This is a genomic window from Sphingosinicella sp. SM1-17 (assembly GCF_056821765.1).
The window spans coordinates 2,236,516-2,251,057 of record NZ_JBPDIO010000001.1 but is presented as its reverse complement, the minus strand read 5'-3'; the positions used below and the strand labels follow the sequence as shown (position 1 = coordinate 2,251,057).

Genomic DNA, 14,542 nt, shown 5'->3' with positions numbered 1-14,542 from the left:
CCCATGAAGCTAGCGATCGATCAAGCCTATCTGGTGGAGCAGCTTGCCCGCCTTCTCGCCATTCCGAGCCCCACCGGCTACACCGACACGATCGTCCGCTATGTCTGCGAGGAGCTGACCCGGATCGGCGTCTCCTTCTCCGTCACCCGCCGCGGAGCCATCCTGGCGCTTTACCGCGGCCGAAGCATGGAAGGGGCTCGAGCCATCGTCTCGCACCTCGACACGCTCGGTGCGACGGTGAAGATGATCAAGGACAATGGCCGGCTCGAGCTCGTTCCGATTGGCACCTGGTCGTCGCGATCGGCCGAAACGACGCGCTGCACGATCCTGACGGAGGAAGGCAGCTATCGCGGCACGATCCTGCCGCTCAAGGCTTCGGGACATACGTTCAACGAGGAAGTCGATACGCAACCGGTCGGCTGGCCCCATGTCGAAGTCAGGATCGACGCGGACTGCCACGATCGGCCGACCGTCGAGGCGCTGGGTATCCATATCGGCGACTTCGTCGCGATCGATCCGGGCAGCGAATTTCTCGACAACGGCTATATCGTCTCGCGCCATCTCGACGACAAAGCCGGCTGCGCTTCCGCGCTCGCGGCGCTGAAGGCGATGGTCGATGCCAAGGTCACCACGCCTGTCGACATCCACTTCATCTTCACCATCACCGAGGAAGTGGGCTCGGGCGCTTCGGCCGTTCTGCTCGAAAATGTCGTCGCCATGGTGTCGATCGACAACGGCACCACCGCGCCCGGCCAGAACAGCGCCGAATTCGGGGTGACGATCGGAATGGCCGACCAGGTGGGGCCGTTCGATTACCATCTCACCCGCAAATTGATCCGACTCTGCGAAGAAAATTCGATCCCGCACCAGCGCGACGTCTTCCGCTATTACCGGTCAGACAGCGCCTCTGCGCTCGAAGGCGGGGCCGACGTGAGGACCGCTCTGATCACCTTCGGGATCGACGCGAGCCACAGCTATGAGCGAATCCATGTCAGCGCGCTGACATCCATTGCCGAGCTGGTCGCGCTTTATTGCTCAAGCTCGGTGGAGATCACCCGGGACGTCGAAGAACTGGGAGGACTGGAAGGCTTCACCGAGCAGCCGACGGAGCCTGCGCCGCACAGCGGCGACGATCCTTCGGCGCACAACTGATCAGACGAAGCAGGCCTGATCGCCGGCAGCGGTCAACACCAGCGGCGTTTCCACGACCGGCAGCGCTTCCACGTTCCGCGCCTCGGGCTCGGCTTCGTCGTCCACCCTGCCGCCGAGCCGTCCCGAGTCGAAGCCGGCAACGTCGCACAGCCGCAGCCAATCCTGCACCCGCATCGACTCCCCGCTGCTTTCGATCGCCTGGGACAGGGCGAGAAGCGCAAGAACCCGCTTCACCCGAGGCAGGCTCACGCCCATGGCGCGGGCGAGTTCCATCCGCGACAAGGGGACCGGAGCGAAGGCGTCACCGGTACGCCGACCATATTGGCAGGCCATCTCGCACAGCAGATAGGCGATCCGGCTGACGGTGTTGCGGTGGCTGGTATCGGCCTGCTCCGCCGCGACGGCCGCGGCCAAGGCGGCGTGGAAGTCCCATTCGGAATCGCTTCCGGAGCGGCGCATGAAGAGAAAGGGGAGAACCGCCACCGAGGGCGGAAGCGGCGGAAGGTCGACTCTGGAAGTCGATGCGGTTCGGGATTCCATACGCATTTCAACACTTTCGGAGGGGTTCGCGTTCCTGGAAAATCGCCCTAACCTGGATTGACTTGTTCTTCGGAGCGGGGATCACGGTCGAACAGTCTTCCGCCGCTCCACGAACACAGTCTTTCGTGGCGAAAACCCTGTACCGGCTTGGCGAAATGCGTTACCGTGGATCGGTCGTTGCGACTGCCTGAGAGGCACCGTGGCTCGGCCTGGATCAATCGTCGCCTGGAGTGGCTTCGGTTCAGACCCCGGTCGAAACCCGAGCCAATCTGCCGTTGCAGTATGACGCAAGCGAGCCGGCCGCTCGTAGCTCAATTGGATAGAGTGTCGGGCTTCGAACCCGAAGGTTGCAGGTTCGAGTCCTGCCGAGCGGGCCATATCAGGGACAGTACGGGCTGATCGCCGCCGGGTCTTTCGCAGGCGCAGGGCCCCGCCTTGCGGCAGGTTTCTCGATGTCGCAATTCCGAGCTTGGCGGCGACGAGGGGCAGTCTCGAGCGTCCCGTTCGCGGCCTCCGAAGGCCGAATCGGTCCTGGTCACATGGATCAAGGATGGTGGGCGGTGACGGGCTCGAACCGCCGACCCTCTCGGTGTAAACGAGATGCTCTACCAACTGAGCTAACCGCCCGGGCGGCCGTTCTCCTGCCATTGCCCGGCCGTTCCGGCAAGCCTCAAGGCGCGGCGCCCTTCCCGGCTCAGCTTCTGGCCTTCACGATCTCCTCAATGGCTCCGGAAATCGTCAACCGACCAGTTCCCCGGACTAGTCGATGGCCTTGACGAGATCGTGAAGCGGACTGAGCCCCCGGCTCAGTCCATTGACTTCACAATCTCCTCCGATGGCTCCGGAAATCGTCAATCGACCAGTCCCCCGGACTAGTCGATGGCCTTGACGATTTCCTCCGCCATTTTCTTGCCGTCGCCGAGGAGCATCATGGTGTTGTCGCGGTAGAAAAGATCGTTGTCGATGCCTGCATAGCCCACACCGCCCATCGAGCGCTTGACGAACAGCACCGTCTTCGCCTTCTCGACGTCGAGCACCGGCATTCCGTAGATCGGCGAGCTCTTGTCGGTCTTCGCCGCCGGATTGGTGACGTCGTTGGCGCCGATCACGAAGGCGACGTCGGCCCGCGAGAATTCGGAATTGATGTCCTCGAGCTCGAACACCTCGTCATAGGGCACGTTCGCTTCGGCGAGCAGGACGTTCATGTGGCCGGGCATCCGGCCGGCGACGGGGTGGATCGCATATTTGACGGTGACGCCCTCCGCCTTGAGCAGGTCGGCAAGCTCGCGCACCGCATGCTGGGCCTGGGCCACGGCGAGGCCGTAGCCGGGGACGATGATCACCAGTTCCGCCTGCTTCATCAGGAAGGCCGCGTCCTCGGCCGAACCGCGCTTCCACGGCCGGTCGGTCGCCTGGGCGTCCCCGCCGGCCGCGGCATCGCCGCCAAAGCCGCCGGCGATCACCGAAATGAAGTTGCGGTTCATCGCCCGGCACATGATGTAGGACAGGATCGCGCCCGAACTTCCGACCAGGGCGCCGGTGATGATCATGGCGCTGTTCTGAAGCGTGAACCCCATCGCCGCCGCAGCCCAGCCCGAATAGGAATTGAGCATCGAGATCACGACCGGCATGTCCGCGCCGCCGATCGGAATGATCAGCAGGAAGCCGATCGCGAAGGCGAGCCCGGTCAGGGTCCAGAACACCCAGGGACTCTGGTCCTGGGTGAAATAGGCGATCAGGGCGAGGATCGCCGCAAGCGTTCCGAGATTGATCACGTGGCGGAGCGGCAGCATGATCGGCTTGCCCGACATGTTGCCGTTGAGCTTCAGGAAGGCGATTACCGATCCCGAAAAGGTGATCGCGCCGATTGCCGACCCCAGGCCCATCTCGATCCGGCTGACCTGGAAGATCTGGCCGGCCGAATCGACGATTCCGAATGCCGCCGGATTGAGATAGGCCGCCGCCGCGACCGCGACCGCCGCCAGGCCGACCAGGCTGTGAAAGGCGGCGACCAGCTGCGGCATCGCCGTCATCGCGATCCTGCGGGCGATCACGAAGCCGATGGCTCCGCCGATCGCGATCGCGATCGCGATCTCCCAAAGCGCCGCAATCTCGTGCGAGACGAGGGTCGCGGCAACGGCGATGGCCATTCCGACCATCCCCATGCGGTTGCCGGTTCGTGACGTTTCCGGGCTCGAAAGCCCCCTCAGGGCAAGGATGAAGCAGATGCCTGCCACCAGATAAGCGAGCATCACCCATGCGGGCGGGGCGGCGGTCTCATGCATGGTTCTTTCCCCCCTGGGTCTTCATCGAAAAGGAAGCGGTGCCGAAGCGGCCGCTCACCCCTTGCGCTCCTTCTTCTTGTACATGGCGAGCATTCGCTCGGTGACGGCAAAGCCGCCGAAAATATTGATGCTGGCCATCACCACCGCGGCCAGGCCGAGCCATTTCGCGCCCGGCACCGCCGCCGCCATCGCCGCAATCAGGGCGCCGACCACGATCACCGAGGAGATGGCGTTGGTCACCGACATGAGCGGCGTGTGAAGCGCCGGAGTGACCGACCAGACGACATAATAGCCGACGAAGCAGGACAGCACGAAAATGGACAATATGCTGATGAAATCCAACGCCCCCTCCTCTTCTTGGCTAAGCTAGCCCCAGCCGAACTTCGAGCAGGCGCAGCAGCCGCGAATAGCTACGGCGCCAGCGCGCATTCTGAACCTCCGGACAGTCGACCCGCTGCGTCGGCGCCGCTTCGGCCTCCGCCTTGCGTACGGCCGCCTCCCCGTGCCTGGCGACCAGAGCGGCGACGACCGCTCCCTCGCGCCCGCCGAAATCCCGTTCCCAATCTGCCGAGACTCTCGCCGGATCATAGCCGTAGCAGAGCGCTGCCTGCTCGCGAGCCACGGTCGCGACGGTCGTCATCGCCGAATAAGCCGACAGATCGGGCGCGCGGCTCCACCCGGATCCGGGCACCGGACCGGGGGCGGCACATCCCGCAACGATCAGCGCCAGAGCGAGGGCGAGCGCGGCCTTCATCGCCTGGCCTCCGCCGGATGCTCTGCGATCCTGGCCGCAAGCGAATCGAGAGTCCCGCTGAACGCGGCCAACGCCTCGCCATAAGCCGGCTCGCCGGGCGGACAGGGCTCACGTTCGGAGCGCCGGACCACGGCGGCCCAGTCGTTTTCGGCCAGCCAGAGCGAATGTCCGGCACCCTTGCGTCGGGCAAAGGCCTTCAGTTCCTCGAGGCGCTCCACCTGGCGTGCCGTCTCGCTGCGGTTCGCGCCGCCGGGGCAGGATGCAAGGAAGTCCCGAGCCGCCAGGCTCCGAAAGCTGGCGCGGCGGATCGGCTCGCTCGTCTCGGTCATCCGCTCGTCGGAGTCGCCACTGCAGCCGGGCGACAGCAGGACGGCGGCCGAAAGCATCCCCGCTTTGGCCGCCGCCGTCCTCATGCCGAGAGCAGCCGCTCGCTGACGACCTTGCCGCCTTGCGTCAGGCGGACGCCCAGGACGATCTCGTCATCGTCCGGCAGGACCGGCCTGCCCGCCTCCTTGTCCCAGAAGGCGGAGAGGAAGTTGTAAAGGTTGCGCGCGTAAAGAGCCGAGGCGTCGGCGGCGAGCCGGCTCGGCACATTCCGGTGGCCGACGATCTTGACCCCGTGGCGTTCGACCACCTCGCCCGCCACTGCACCTTCGACATTGCCGCCTTGTTCGACCGCGAGATCGACGATCACGCTGCCCGGCCGCATCGTCGCGATCTGAGCGTCGGAAATCAGTCTCGGCGCCGGCCTTCCGGGGATCAGAGCGGTGGTGATGACGATGTCCTGCTTGGCGATATGGCTGGACACCAGCTCCGCCTGGGCCGCCTTATATTCGTCGGACATCTCGGTGGCATAGCCGCCGGCCCCCTCGCCCTCGATCCCGGCGACCCTTTCGACAAAGATCGGCTTGGCCCCGAGCGACATGATCTGTTCCTTGGTCGCACTGCGCACGTCCGTCGCTGAGACGACAGCGCCGAGCCTCCGGGCGGTGGCGATCGCCTGAAGGCCGGCGACGCCGACGCCCATGACGAACAGGCGAGCCGCCGGAACGGTGCCTGCCGCCGTCATCATCATCGGAAACACCCGGCCATATTCGGCCGCGGCATCGAGCACCGCCTTGTAGCCGGCAAGGTTCGCCTGGGAGGACAAGATGTCCATCGACTGGGCGCGGGTGATTCGCGGTGCGAATTCCATCGCCATCGCCTCGATTCCTGCGGACGCATAAGCGTCCACCCGATCGCGCCGGCCGAACGGGTTCAAAGCCCCGACCAGCATGGCGCCCGGCCTGGCACCGGCGAGGCTTGCCGGATCGGGACCCTGGACCACGAGGATGGCGTCGGCACCGTCAAGCGCCTGCGCCCGAGCCACAATCTGAGCGCCCGCCGCCTCATAATCGGCGTCGGAGACGCTTGCGCTCGACCCGGCGCCGGACTCGACGACGACCGTCGCTCCCAGGGCGGCGAACTTCTTGACCGTTTCGGGCGTGGCGGCGACGCGGCGTTCGCCGGCCTCGCTCTCCTTGAGTACCGCGATCTTCAACCCGCCCCCCTTTCGCGCCTCAGGCGCGGATGATCATGATGACGATAATGGCCGTGATCGCGCTGATGATGGTGCCCCACTTCATCAGGCCGATGAAAAAATTGTAGGTGTTCTGGTGCGACCGGGTCATCCGGTCGGCGTCGCCTTCGGCTGCCATGACTTCCTCATTTCCCTGTTCGGCATGTCCCTTACCAAGCGTGCGCCGCCGAGGGCAAGCCGGCACTGCGAACGGTCGCCATTTCGCGGCAGCACCAAGCCACTTTGCGACCGACGACCTCTTAAGAGCGCCTTTACCGGATTCGGTTAGTCCCGGTCCCGCTTTCGGACGAAAGGGACAAGACAAATGCGGCCGGACCCCACCCGCTGCCTGCTACTGATCGATGACGAGCCGGCGCAGCGCCGACTCATTTCCGCCATCGGCGCTCGCGCCGGCTGGTGGGTGCGCGGGGCCAACGATCTCGAATCGGCCCGGGCGATGATGGCCGATCCGCAGGAGCCGAAGTTCGACGCCATCCTTCTCGACCATTGGTTGCCCGGCGAACAGGGCATGGAACTGATCCGCCAGATCCGAGCCCTGAAGCCCGATCTTCCGCTGCTTGTGCTGACCGCCCAGACCAGCGTCGCCTGCGCCGTCGACGCGATGCGTGCCGGTGCCAGCGACTTCCTGGTCAAGCCGATCGCTCCGGATCGGCTGCTGACCGCGCTCAACGCCGCCACCGACCGGCGCAAGCGAGCCGGGGAACTCCGGCCACTCTCGGAGAAGATCAACAAATCGCTCGGTTTCGAGGAGATTGTCGGCTCCGCACCCGCTTTCCGGGCGGCACTGGCCGTCGCTGCCAAGGCGGCGCGCGCCCGGGTTTCCGTCCTGATCGAAGGCGAAAGCGGATCGGGCAAGGAGATCATCGCGCAGGCGATCCACGCCGCTTCGCCGCGGGGCAGGAAGCAGCTTCACACCGTCAATTGCGGAGCGATTCCGGGCAATCTCGTCGAATCGGTCCTGTTCGGTCATGAAAAGGGCGCCTTCACCGGCGCCTTCGATCGCCATATCGGCCGTTTCGAGGACGCTGACGGCTCCACCCTCTTTCTCGACGAGGTCGGCGAGCTTCCGCTCGACACCCAGGTCAAGCTCCTCCGTGCCCTCGAGACCGGCGAGATTCAGCGCGTCGGCAGTCGCAACACCTTGACCGTCGACGTTCGGATCATCGCTGCGACCAACCGACGGCTCGTCGACGAGGTCGCTGCCGGCCGGTTCCGGGAAGATCTTTATTACCGGCTCAACGTCGTTCACGTGCCGATCCCGCCGCTTCGCGACCGGATCAGCGACCTGCCCGCCCTTGCCCGGCACCTACTCTCCCGAATTGCCGAGCAGCCCGGCATGCGTCATCTGTCGATCACCGACGACGCCTTGGGCGTGCTCATGTCCTATGGCTGGCCCGGCAATGTGCGCCAGCTCCAGAACGCCCTATTCCGGGCTGCCGTGCTGTGCGAAAGCGACGCCCTCACGGCGGCCGACTTCCCGCAGATCGCCGCCGAAGCCGCCCATGGCCGCCGCGCCGACGACTTTCACGCCCGTCGGCTGGACGGGCAGTCGGCCACCGCCGCGCTTGCGCACGGTCCCGGGATCACCCTTTACCGTCCCGACGGCAATCTGCGCCCCCTCGAGGAAATCGAAGCCGACGTCATCCGCCTGGCCATCGGCCATTATCGCGGGCGAATGACGGAAGTGGCTCGGCGCCTCGGCATCGGTCGCTCCACCCTCTACCGGAAGCTCGGCGAGCTCGGGATCGACGCTGCCGCCTAGCGCGTCGGAACGGGTCCGGCACATGGGTGTGTCCAGCCAACCCGAATTCGGTATAAGCCGGAGTCATGCAGGAGTTCGATGGCGCCGTCGCGCTGATAACCGGCGCCGCTTCGGGAATAGGAGCCGCGGTCGCCACCCGCCTTGCCGGTAGCGGCGCCAAGAAGCTGATCCTCGTCGATCAGGACGAGGATCGACTTCGCGACTTTGCCTTTTCGCTTCCCTGCGAGCGGCAGCTGATCGTCGGCGACGTGACCAACGAGCGGCTCTGGACCGAGGCCGATCTGACCGGTCTTACCGATGCGGTGGTCAATGCCGGCGTGGCCGATGGCGCTTCGATCGAGGAAATGACCTTCGCCGATTGGCGCCGGGTGATGGCGGTCAATCTCGATGGCGCCTTCCTTACCCTTCAGGCGGCGATGCGGGCGATCCGGGGCACTGGCCAGGGCGGTGCCATCGTGCTTACCGCTTCGGCGGCGGGCTTGAAGGCGGAGCCGGGCATTGCCGCCTATGGCGCATCCAAGGCGGGCGTCATCCACCTGGCGCGGATCGCAGCCAAGGAAGCGGCGCCGCACCGAATCCGAGTCAATGCCGTCGCCCCGGGCGGAGTCGAAACTCCGATCTGGAGCGCCGTGCCCTTCTTCCAGGAGCTGGTGAAGAGCGCCGGGAGCGAGGAGGCCGCTTTCGGAGCCATGGCGTCCGGAACCTTGCTCGGCCGCTTCGCCCAGCCTGCCGAAATCGCGGAGCAGATCGCCTTCCTCCTCTCCGACGCCGCAGCCTTCGTCACCGGCGCCTGTCTCGTCGCCGACGGAGGCTATTCGCTGTGAGCCTCGTCGAGGCCGTTGCTCAAGTGGCGGTGGCGGGAGGTGGCGGCGCCGGAGGAGCATCACCGCTCGCGAGCACCTCCTGCTTGTCCTCTTCAAGATAGAGACGGCGGACGAGCACCAGCACCACGATGGTAAGCGGCGTCGCCAGCAGTACGCCGGGCAGACCGAACAGGATCCCGGCGGCGATGATTCCGAAAATGGTGACTGCAGGCGGGAGGTCGACCATCCGGTTCTGGAGGAGCGGCATCACCAGATTGCCCTGGAGCTGCTGAACCCCGATCAGGACGGCAAGCGTCCACAGTCCGGTTTCGGTGCCCTGGCCGAAGCCGAGAATGACCGCCGGAATCCCCGCGACGAGAATGCCGAGATAGGGAACGAACTCCGCCAATCCGGCGACGAGGCCGATCGCCCAGGCGGCGGGAACTCCGGCAAGCCACAGACCGAGCCCGGTGCCGATACCGACGAACAGCATTCCCAGGGCCTGGCCTTTCAGCCAGTTCCGGAGCGACACCGAAATGGCATCGAGCGTTTCGGCCGCCGACCCGCGGGCGCTCACCGGGATGAGACGAAGGAGGCCTGCCGCATAGAGTGTCGGCTGGGCGGCAAGATAGAGCCCGCCGACCAGGACGAGGATGAGGCCGGACAGGGCCCCACCGACCGCTGCCAGGGCCCTCGTGGCGGCGTTGACGATCGCCTGCCCACTCGGTGCCAAACCCTGTGCACGGTCGAGCAGGGCGGTACCGATCGGGGAAAGTCTCATTCGTTCCTGCAGATCGGCCCAAGCGGCCGGAAGGCGGGTGGCCAGTTCGGCAAATTCCGCCTGCATGGTCGCTCCGAAAAACCAGGTCGATCCGCCGATCAGCCCAAGCAGTCCTGCCACGACGAGCGCCAGTGCGACCCCGAAGGGCAGCTTTGAGCGCCTTCGAAGCGCATTGGTGAAGCTCAGCAAAATGAGCGAAACCAGGGCGCAGGCAAACAGCAGGAGAAGAAGATCGACCAGCAGCCACAGCACATAGGCCGCAGCAAGCGTCGCCAGGACCACTACGGTGATCCGGAATACGCGCCTTTCCAGATTGTCCTTGGGAGGCGGCCGAAGCGTCTCCTCTTGGCCGATCATGTCCGATTGCTCGGCGAAGTTCGTCATTCAGCGAAGCTCCCGTGCGACGCCATCCGAACTCCCGGACAGTCGCGGCCCACAAGCCGCCCGATTAGCGCCTTCCTGTCAATAGACCGATCGCTTCGAAAGACCGTGCTGTGGCAAGGCGCTTCGCCCGAGGTTCGCGGGACCCGCATCGATCATGCCCCGCGGCATCGGTCGAGCCAGTCGCTTCGTCGAGCTACTCGCTTGAGCCATCGATCCCGAGCGCTCTTCTGATTTCGCGCCAATCGATCAGCTTGAAGTTCTGGGCGCCTTCGTTGCGATCGTCCTGGACAACCACCAGGCCTTCCGGGAAAGGACCCACGGGGCCGCTGCGGGCGTCGATACCGTCCGTCCCGGTGACGGCATCGATCCCGTTGGCTGCCCCGACCCGGAAGCGCCCGACATATTCGGGTTCGCCGATGTCGACGCGCCAAAGGGCAAAAGCGCTGTCGCCCTGGCTGGACACGAGCAGATAGCTTCGACCGCCGTCCCGTATCAGAGCGACGCCTTCGACGTCGGCGACCAGTCGCCCGGTCGAATCCACGGCCTGGACCAGCTGCCGGTCGTCGCCCGAAGCCGGGTCAAAGCCGTAGCTCCAGACCCCGACCAGTTCCTCGCCGACATAGAGCCGGCCGGATTCCTCGTCGACGACGCAGCCTTCCGATTGGGAGCCGACCGCGAGTCGCCGGACCTCTTGGCCCCGGGGCCCTTGCAGAGTCGCCTCGATCCGGACCTGGCGGAGCTGGCCATCCTTTCCGATCAGAATGGCGTGAGGCACTCCGCCTGCCATTCCCATGCAGAAGCCGTAAGGTTCGGCCACGTCGCTGGGGAGGAAGCCCCAGGGTCGGAGCGAGTTGGCCGGATCTTCGTTCGCCGGATCGAAGAGATAGAGCGCGATCCCCATTCGGCCGCGGTCGCTGGCGCCGACCAGCACATGCGGGCGCCCCTCCACGACCACGCCCTCGCGAAGGTCGACATTGTTGAGCCGGCCTTCGGGCAGAAACTGGAGCTCGGAACCGTCGAGCCCATAGACATATAGGCCGGCCTTCTTGTCGGTGCCGGCGATGAAGCCGGCAATTCGTCGGCCGCCCAGCATCGCCGTCGCACCGGCAGGGGCGGCCCAAATTGCGGGATCGTCGGCGGCGTCCTGATTGGCGGTCGCGACCGCAACGGTCTCGCCCGCCGGAACGAGCGTGACGGCAGGCGCTCCGCCCACGCCGATGGAGCTGCAGCCCGCCGCCAGCACCAGAAGCGGAGCGGTCATCCAACCGAAACCTAAACGACCGGATCCAGTCATGCTCTCCCCCTAAGCCCCCGCTGCGACGGGGCGGCGATAGGCGCCGATAAAGTCCGTTCGATTACAGCTTTGGGGGGAAACCATGTCATTCAGAACCACGTGGCTGATCGGCTGCGCGCTCGGCGCACTCGCTGCGCCGGCCGCTGCCCAGGACGAAGGCTCTACCGGCGCTGCCCCGGCCCAGCCGGTCGCGGAAACCGATCAAGCACGGGACATCATCGTCACCGGAACGCTCGTTTTCCGCAATCGCACCACCGACGTTAATCCGGTCCTGTCCTACGATCTCGAATATTTCCAAAGGTTCGAGCCGGTTTCCGTCGGCGAGATGCTGAAGCGGGTGCCGGGCGTGACCTTCACCTCCGACGTGCTCGAATATGACGGCGTTCAGATGCGCGGCCTGCCGCCGGGCTTCACCAACATCCTGATCAATGGACGCCGAGCGCCCGGCGCCGAAGCCGATCGAAGCTTCTTCGTCGATCGGATCCCGGCCGACCTGGTCGAGCGGATCGAGATCGTCCGGGCGCCCCGCGCCGACCAGTCGAGCGAAGGCGTTGCCGGAACGCTCAACATCATCACCAAGGAAAGCGCCTCCTTCCGCGGCGGCTTCCTTCGCGGAAGCGTTCTGGTGAATGAGGATGGCGGTGTTCGGCCGTCGGCCTCCGGCGCCTATGCGGGCGAAATCGGCGCGACCAGCTTCTGGGCCGCGCTCAACTATCAGCAGCGCCGCAACCCGAAGGAGAAGGTCTCGCTGCGCTTCGGCGACGAGGTTCCTTCCGGATCGGACGAGACCGATCCCGAATTCGACAATCTCGAGCTTCAGGACGACACCCGCGACGGAACCGACATTTCCGGCAATTTCGAGATCAACGCCCCGGTCGGCGAAGGTCGCCTTCGCCTGTCCGGCCTGTTCGTCGATACCGATCGCGACGAGGACGAGACCTCGATCACCCTGGAGGGCGAAGAGCTCGAATTCGACGAGGTGGAAGTTCAGGAGGAACGGATCAGCCAGCGCACCTATGCCCTCGAAGCCGACCTTCGGCTCCCGGTCGGCTTTGCCGAGCTCGGTCTTTCGGCGGGTTGGGCCGGTTTCCGCGAGAATACCGACGTCCGGACCTTCGTTGGGGAGAATGAGGACGATCTGACCGACGTCGAGCTCGACGAGGAAGAAACGCTCCGGATCCGCGACAACGAATATAGCGGAACCGCAAGCCTGCTGTTCGGCAATGGCTCGCCGCTCGAGGTCAAGATCGGAATCGACTTGCTTCACAAGGAGCGCGACGGGCTCAATGACGGCGATCTTCTCAGCGGCGAATTCAGCATCGACGAGAATCGCTACGATCCCTACTTGAGGCTCACCTTCCAGCCCTCGCCGGTTCTCACCATCGATGCCGGCCTTCGCTACGAGATCACCCGTCGTGACGTTTCGGGCGAGAGCGTTTCCGCTTCGTTCGACGACGAGACGCTCAACCCCTCGGTTCATCTCCGTTATGCGCCGACCGCCGCCGACCAGTTCCGCGCTTCCTTCGCGCGTACCGTCCGCCGTCCGGATTACGACCTGCTTTCCCCGTTTGAAGAGGAGGAAACGCCGGGAGACGACGACACGACCATCGGCAATCCGGCCCTTCGCAACCAGACTGCCTGGGGCGCCGACCTGGGCTACGAACGGCGGCTCGGCCGAAACGGCATCTTCGGCATCAACCTTTTCTATCGCGACATCAGCGACCTCATCGAGCTCGTGAGCATCGGCGAAAACCGCTTCACGCCGCAGAATATCGGCGACGGACGGCTTTGGGGCGTAGAGCTGGATCTTTCCGCGTCGCTCGATTTCGCCGGGCTTCCCGATACTGGGCTGTTCGCCAACTATACCTATCTGGACAGCGAGACGACCGACCCCTTCACCGGAGAGGAAAGGCGGTTCAACAACCAGCCGCACCACGTCTACAATGTCGGCTTCATCCAAACGGTTCGGCCGTGGGACATGAGTTTCGGCGCCTCGCTGTCGGGCCGGAGCCGCGCGGTCGAGAGCAATTTCGACGAAACCGTCGAGCTCAGTTACGACCCCGATCTCGAAGCCTTTATCGAGCGGCGCTTCGGCCGCAACGTCGTGCTCCGGCTGTCGGCCCAGAACCTGCTCAACCGGGCCAAGCGGGAAACCTTCCGCAAATATGATGGGGACTCGTTCGACGAGATACTCGACAATCGTGCCGCAGGCGACATTGACGAGTTCGAGCTCGAGCGGGAGCAATCGGGCCGGCTGTTCCAGGCGACCCTCCGAATTGCCTTCTGAACCGGCGCTGCCGCCGCCTCGCGGCGGCAGCGGTCGGCTCAGGCCCCGCCCCTAGGGATAATGCGGCTCGGGCCGTTCCCGCAGCTCTTCGTAATGCACGAGCGCCTGCTGCGGCCCGAATGACACCGGCTCGCCGCCCCGGAATGCCCATTCGCCGCGATCGCAGTCGCCGGCGCGGACATAGCCGTTGATGTAGAGCCGCCGGCGGTGGTTCGAGCGGTTGGTCCCCGACCCATGGACGAGATAGGGGCTCCACAGCGCCAGGTCGCCGGGCTCGAGGAGGAGATCGACAGCGTCGGCGGCCGACAGGCCGGCCGCGGCGAGCACTTCGTCGCTCATCGCCGAGCCGAGCACCTTGGTGTTTTCGTCGAGCTTGAGATTGCCGAGGGCATGGCTTCGCGGAATGAAGCGCATGCAGCCGGATTCCGGGGTGTGCGGATCGATGGCGAGCCCGGTCTGCACATAGGCCGTGCCGAGATTGCGATAGGCCCGTGCCGGCCGGCGAAAGCGCGAATCCTGGTGCCAGGCGAAATCGCCCTGGCTCCCCGGCGCCTTCCAGTGGATCTGGTTGATGATCTGCTTGAGGTCGCTTCCGATCAGCGGCTCCAGCAGGTGGGCGATGCGCCGGTCGAGGCGAACGGCGTTGAGAACCGGCTGGTGATAGGACATCCACTGCGCCATTCGAACGAGAGGCTGTCCGTCGGCGCCGTCCGTCACATTGTAGAAGAGATTGCCGTGTCGGAAGCAGCGTCCGTGAGCGAGCGCTTCGTCATGGATCGCTTCGATCGCCTCGGCGATCACGGCGATCTCGGAAGCGCTGAAGACGCCACGAACCACGGCATAGCCTTCGCGCCAGTAATGCGCGACATGGTCGTCGTTGCGGTCGTGCCCTTGAAGCCTCGCCGGCTGCATGATCATGCC

The 14,542-nt window shown here is 65.3% G+C and carries 14 protein-coding genes and 2 tRNA genes; 5 read left to right on the top strand and 11 right to left on the bottom strand.

Going from position 1 to position 14,542, the window contains the following annotated elements:
- The first annotated feature begins 3 nt into the window (after positions 1–3).
- Positions 4–1,152, top strand: a complete 1,149-nt coding sequence (locus ACRYLT_RS11250) for an osmoprotectant NAGGN system M42 family peptidase (protein ID WP_482664186.1) — start codon at positions 4–6, stop codon at positions 1,150–1,152.
- On the opposite strand, the gene ACRYLT_RS11245 is transcribed toward ACRYLT_RS11250, so the two are convergent.
- Complete coding sequence (locus ACRYLT_RS11245) at positions 1,153–1,698, bottom strand: helix-turn-helix domain-containing protein (protein WP_482664185.1); 546 nt, start codon at positions 1,696–1,698, stop codon at positions 1,153–1,155. It lies immediately after the preceding gene.
- Between the two features lie 294 nt (positions 1,699–1,992).
- On the opposite strand from ACRYLT_RS11245, the gene ACRYLT_RS11240 reads away from it, so the two are divergent.
- Positions 1,993–2,069 (top strand) — tRNA-Arg (locus ACRYLT_RS11240).
- A gap of 174 nt (positions 2,070–2,243) precedes the next feature.
- Here ACRYLT_RS11240 and ACRYLT_RS11235 read toward each other — a convergent pair.
- The 7 genes from ACRYLT_RS11235 to ACRYLT_RS11205 form a co-directional block, all read right to left on the bottom strand.
- A tRNA-Val gene (locus ACRYLT_RS11235) sits at positions 2,244–2,319 on the bottom strand.
- Positions 2,320–2,564: 245 nt separating this feature from the next.
- Positions 2,565–3,977 carry an NAD(P)(+) transhydrogenase (Re/Si-specific) subunit beta gene (locus tag ACRYLT_RS11230; RefSeq protein ID WP_482664184.1) on the bottom strand — a complete coding sequence of 471 codons (1,413 nt, stop codon included), beginning with the start codon at positions 3,975–3,977 and terminating at the stop codon, positions 2,565–2,567.
- Positions 3,978–4,031: 54 nt separating this feature from the next.
- Positions 4,032–4,319, bottom strand: coding sequence for an NAD(P) transhydrogenase subunit alpha part 2 (locus ACRYLT_RS11225; protein WP_482664183.1), 288 nt, complete (start codon positions 4,317–4,319; stop codon positions 4,032–4,034).
- Positions 4,320–4,338: 19 nt separating this feature from the next.
- Complete coding sequence (locus ACRYLT_RS11220) at positions 4,339–4,731, bottom strand: hypothetical protein (RefSeq protein WP_482664182.1); 393 nt, start codon at positions 4,729–4,731, stop codon at positions 4,339–4,341.
- Positions 4,728–5,144 (bottom strand): hypothetical protein, encoded by a 417-nt coding sequence (locus ACRYLT_RS11215; protein WP_482664181.1) that lies wholly within the window; start codon positions 5,142–5,144, stop codon positions 4,728–4,730. The genes ACRYLT_RS11220 and ACRYLT_RS11215 overlap by 4 nt, the downstream gene beginning before the upstream one ends.
- Positions 5,141–6,271 carry a Re/Si-specific NAD(P)(+) transhydrogenase subunit alpha gene (locus tag ACRYLT_RS11210; protein ID WP_482664180.1) on the bottom strand — a complete coding sequence of 377 codons (1,131 nt, stop codon included), beginning with the start codon at positions 6,269–6,271 and terminating at the stop codon, positions 5,141–5,143. The genes ACRYLT_RS11215 and ACRYLT_RS11210 overlap by 4 nt, the downstream gene beginning before the upstream one ends.
- Positions 6,272–6,290: 19 nt before the next feature.
- Entirely contained in the window at positions 6,291–6,428 is a 138-nt protein-coding gene (locus ACRYLT_RS11205; RefSeq protein ID WP_482664179.1) for an aa3-type cytochrome c oxidase subunit IV, read from the bottom strand.
- Positions 6,429–6,614: 186 nt separating this feature from the next.
- Between ACRYLT_RS11205 and ACRYLT_RS11200 the strand changes: the two genes are divergently transcribed.
- Both ACRYLT_RS11200 and ACRYLT_RS11195 read left to right on the top strand, forming a co-directional pair.
- On the top strand, positions 6,615–8,072 hold the full coding sequence (locus ACRYLT_RS11200; RefSeq protein ID WP_482664178.1) for a sigma-54-dependent transcriptional regulator: 1,458 nt from the start codon (positions 6,615–6,617) through the stop codon (positions 8,070–8,072).
- Positions 8,073–8,137: 65 nt separating this feature from the next.
- Positions 8,138–8,896 (top strand): SDR family NAD(P)-dependent oxidoreductase, encoded by a 759-nt coding sequence (locus ACRYLT_RS11195; RefSeq protein ID WP_482664177.1) that lies wholly within the window; start codon positions 8,138–8,140, stop codon positions 8,894–8,896.
- Between the two features lie 19 nt (positions 8,897–8,915).
- Here ACRYLT_RS11195 and ACRYLT_RS11190 read toward each other — a convergent pair whose 3' ends face one another.
- Together ACRYLT_RS11190 and ACRYLT_RS11185 are read right to left on the bottom strand one after the other, a co-directional pair.
- Positions 8,916–10,040 (bottom strand): AI-2E family transporter, encoded by a 1,125-nt coding sequence (locus ACRYLT_RS11190; protein ID WP_482664176.1) that lies wholly within the window; start codon positions 10,038–10,040, stop codon positions 8,916–8,918.
- Between the two features lie 193 nt (positions 10,041–10,233).
- The gene (locus ACRYLT_RS11185; RefSeq protein WP_482664175.1) at positions 10,234–11,301 is read right to left on the bottom strand and encodes a phytase; all 1,068 of its coding nucleotides are present in this window, start codon (positions 11,299–11,301) and stop codon (positions 10,234–10,236) included.
- A gap of 115 nt (positions 11,302–11,416) precedes the next feature.
- On the opposite strand from ACRYLT_RS11185, the gene ACRYLT_RS11180 reads away from it, so the two are divergent.
- Positions 11,417–13,621 carry a TonB-dependent receptor plug domain-containing protein gene (locus tag ACRYLT_RS11180; RefSeq protein ID WP_482664174.1) on the top strand — a complete coding sequence of 735 codons (2,205 nt, stop codon included), beginning with the start codon at positions 11,417–11,419 and terminating at the stop codon, positions 13,619–13,621.
- Between the two features lie 51 nt (positions 13,622–13,672).
- On the opposite strand, the gene ACRYLT_RS11175 is transcribed toward ACRYLT_RS11180, so the two are convergent.
- Positions 13,673–14,539: a phytanoyl-CoA dioxygenase family protein gene (locus ACRYLT_RS11175; protein ID WP_482664173.1), complete on the bottom strand. Its 867-nt coding sequence runs from the start codon at positions 14,537–14,539 to the stop codon at positions 13,673–13,675.
- Positions 14,540–14,542 lie beyond the last annotated feature (3 nt).

Excerpts from the sequence above, each read along its gene's own strand:
- ACRYLT_RS11250 (WP_482664186.1), top strand. The coding sequence starts at position 4 with ATGAAGCTAGCGATCGATCAAGCCTATCTGGTGGAGCAGCTTGCCCGC.
- ACRYLT_RS11245 (WP_482664185.1), bottom strand. The coding sequence starts at position 1,698 with ATGCGTATGGAATCCCGAACCGCATCGACTTCCAGAGTCGACCTTCCG.
- ACRYLT_RS11230 (WP_482664184.1), bottom strand. The coding sequence starts at position 3,977 with ATGCATGAGACCGCCGCCCCGCCCGCATGGGTGATGCTCGCTTATCTG.
- ACRYLT_RS11220 (WP_482664182.1), bottom strand. The coding sequence starts at position 4,731 with ATGAAGGCCGCGCTCGCCCTCGCTCTGGCGCTGATCGTTGCGGGATGT.
- ACRYLT_RS11215 (WP_482664181.1), bottom strand. The coding sequence starts at position 5,144 with ATGAGGACGGCGGCGGCCAAAGCGGGGATGCTTTCGGCCGCCGTCCTG.
- ACRYLT_RS11205 (WP_482664179.1), bottom strand. The coding sequence starts at position 6,428 with ATGGCAGCCGAAGGCGACGCCGACCGGATGACCCGGTCGCACCAGAAC.
- ACRYLT_RS11200 (WP_482664178.1), top strand. The coding sequence starts at position 6,615 with ATGCGGCCGGACCCCACCCGCTGCCTGCTACTGATCGATGACGAGCCG.
- ACRYLT_RS11195 (WP_482664177.1), top strand. The coding sequence starts at position 8,138 with ATGCAGGAGTTCGATGGCGCCGTCGCGCTGATAACCGGCGCCGCTTCG.
- ACRYLT_RS11190 (WP_482664176.1), bottom strand. The coding sequence starts at position 10,040 with ATGACGAACTTCGCCGAGCAATCGGACATGATCGGCCAAGAGGAGACG.
- ACRYLT_RS11185 (WP_482664175.1), bottom strand. The coding sequence starts at position 11,301 with ATGACCGCTCCGCTTCTGGTGCTGGCGGCGGGCTGCAGCTCCATCGGC.
- ACRYLT_RS11180 (WP_482664174.1), top strand. The coding sequence starts at position 11,417 with ATGTCATTCAGAACCACGTGGCTGATCGGCTGCGCGCTCGGCGCACTC.
- ACRYLT_RS11175 (WP_482664173.1), bottom strand. The coding sequence starts at position 14,539 with ATGATCATGCAGCCGGCGAGGCTTCAAGGGCACGACCGCAACGACGAC.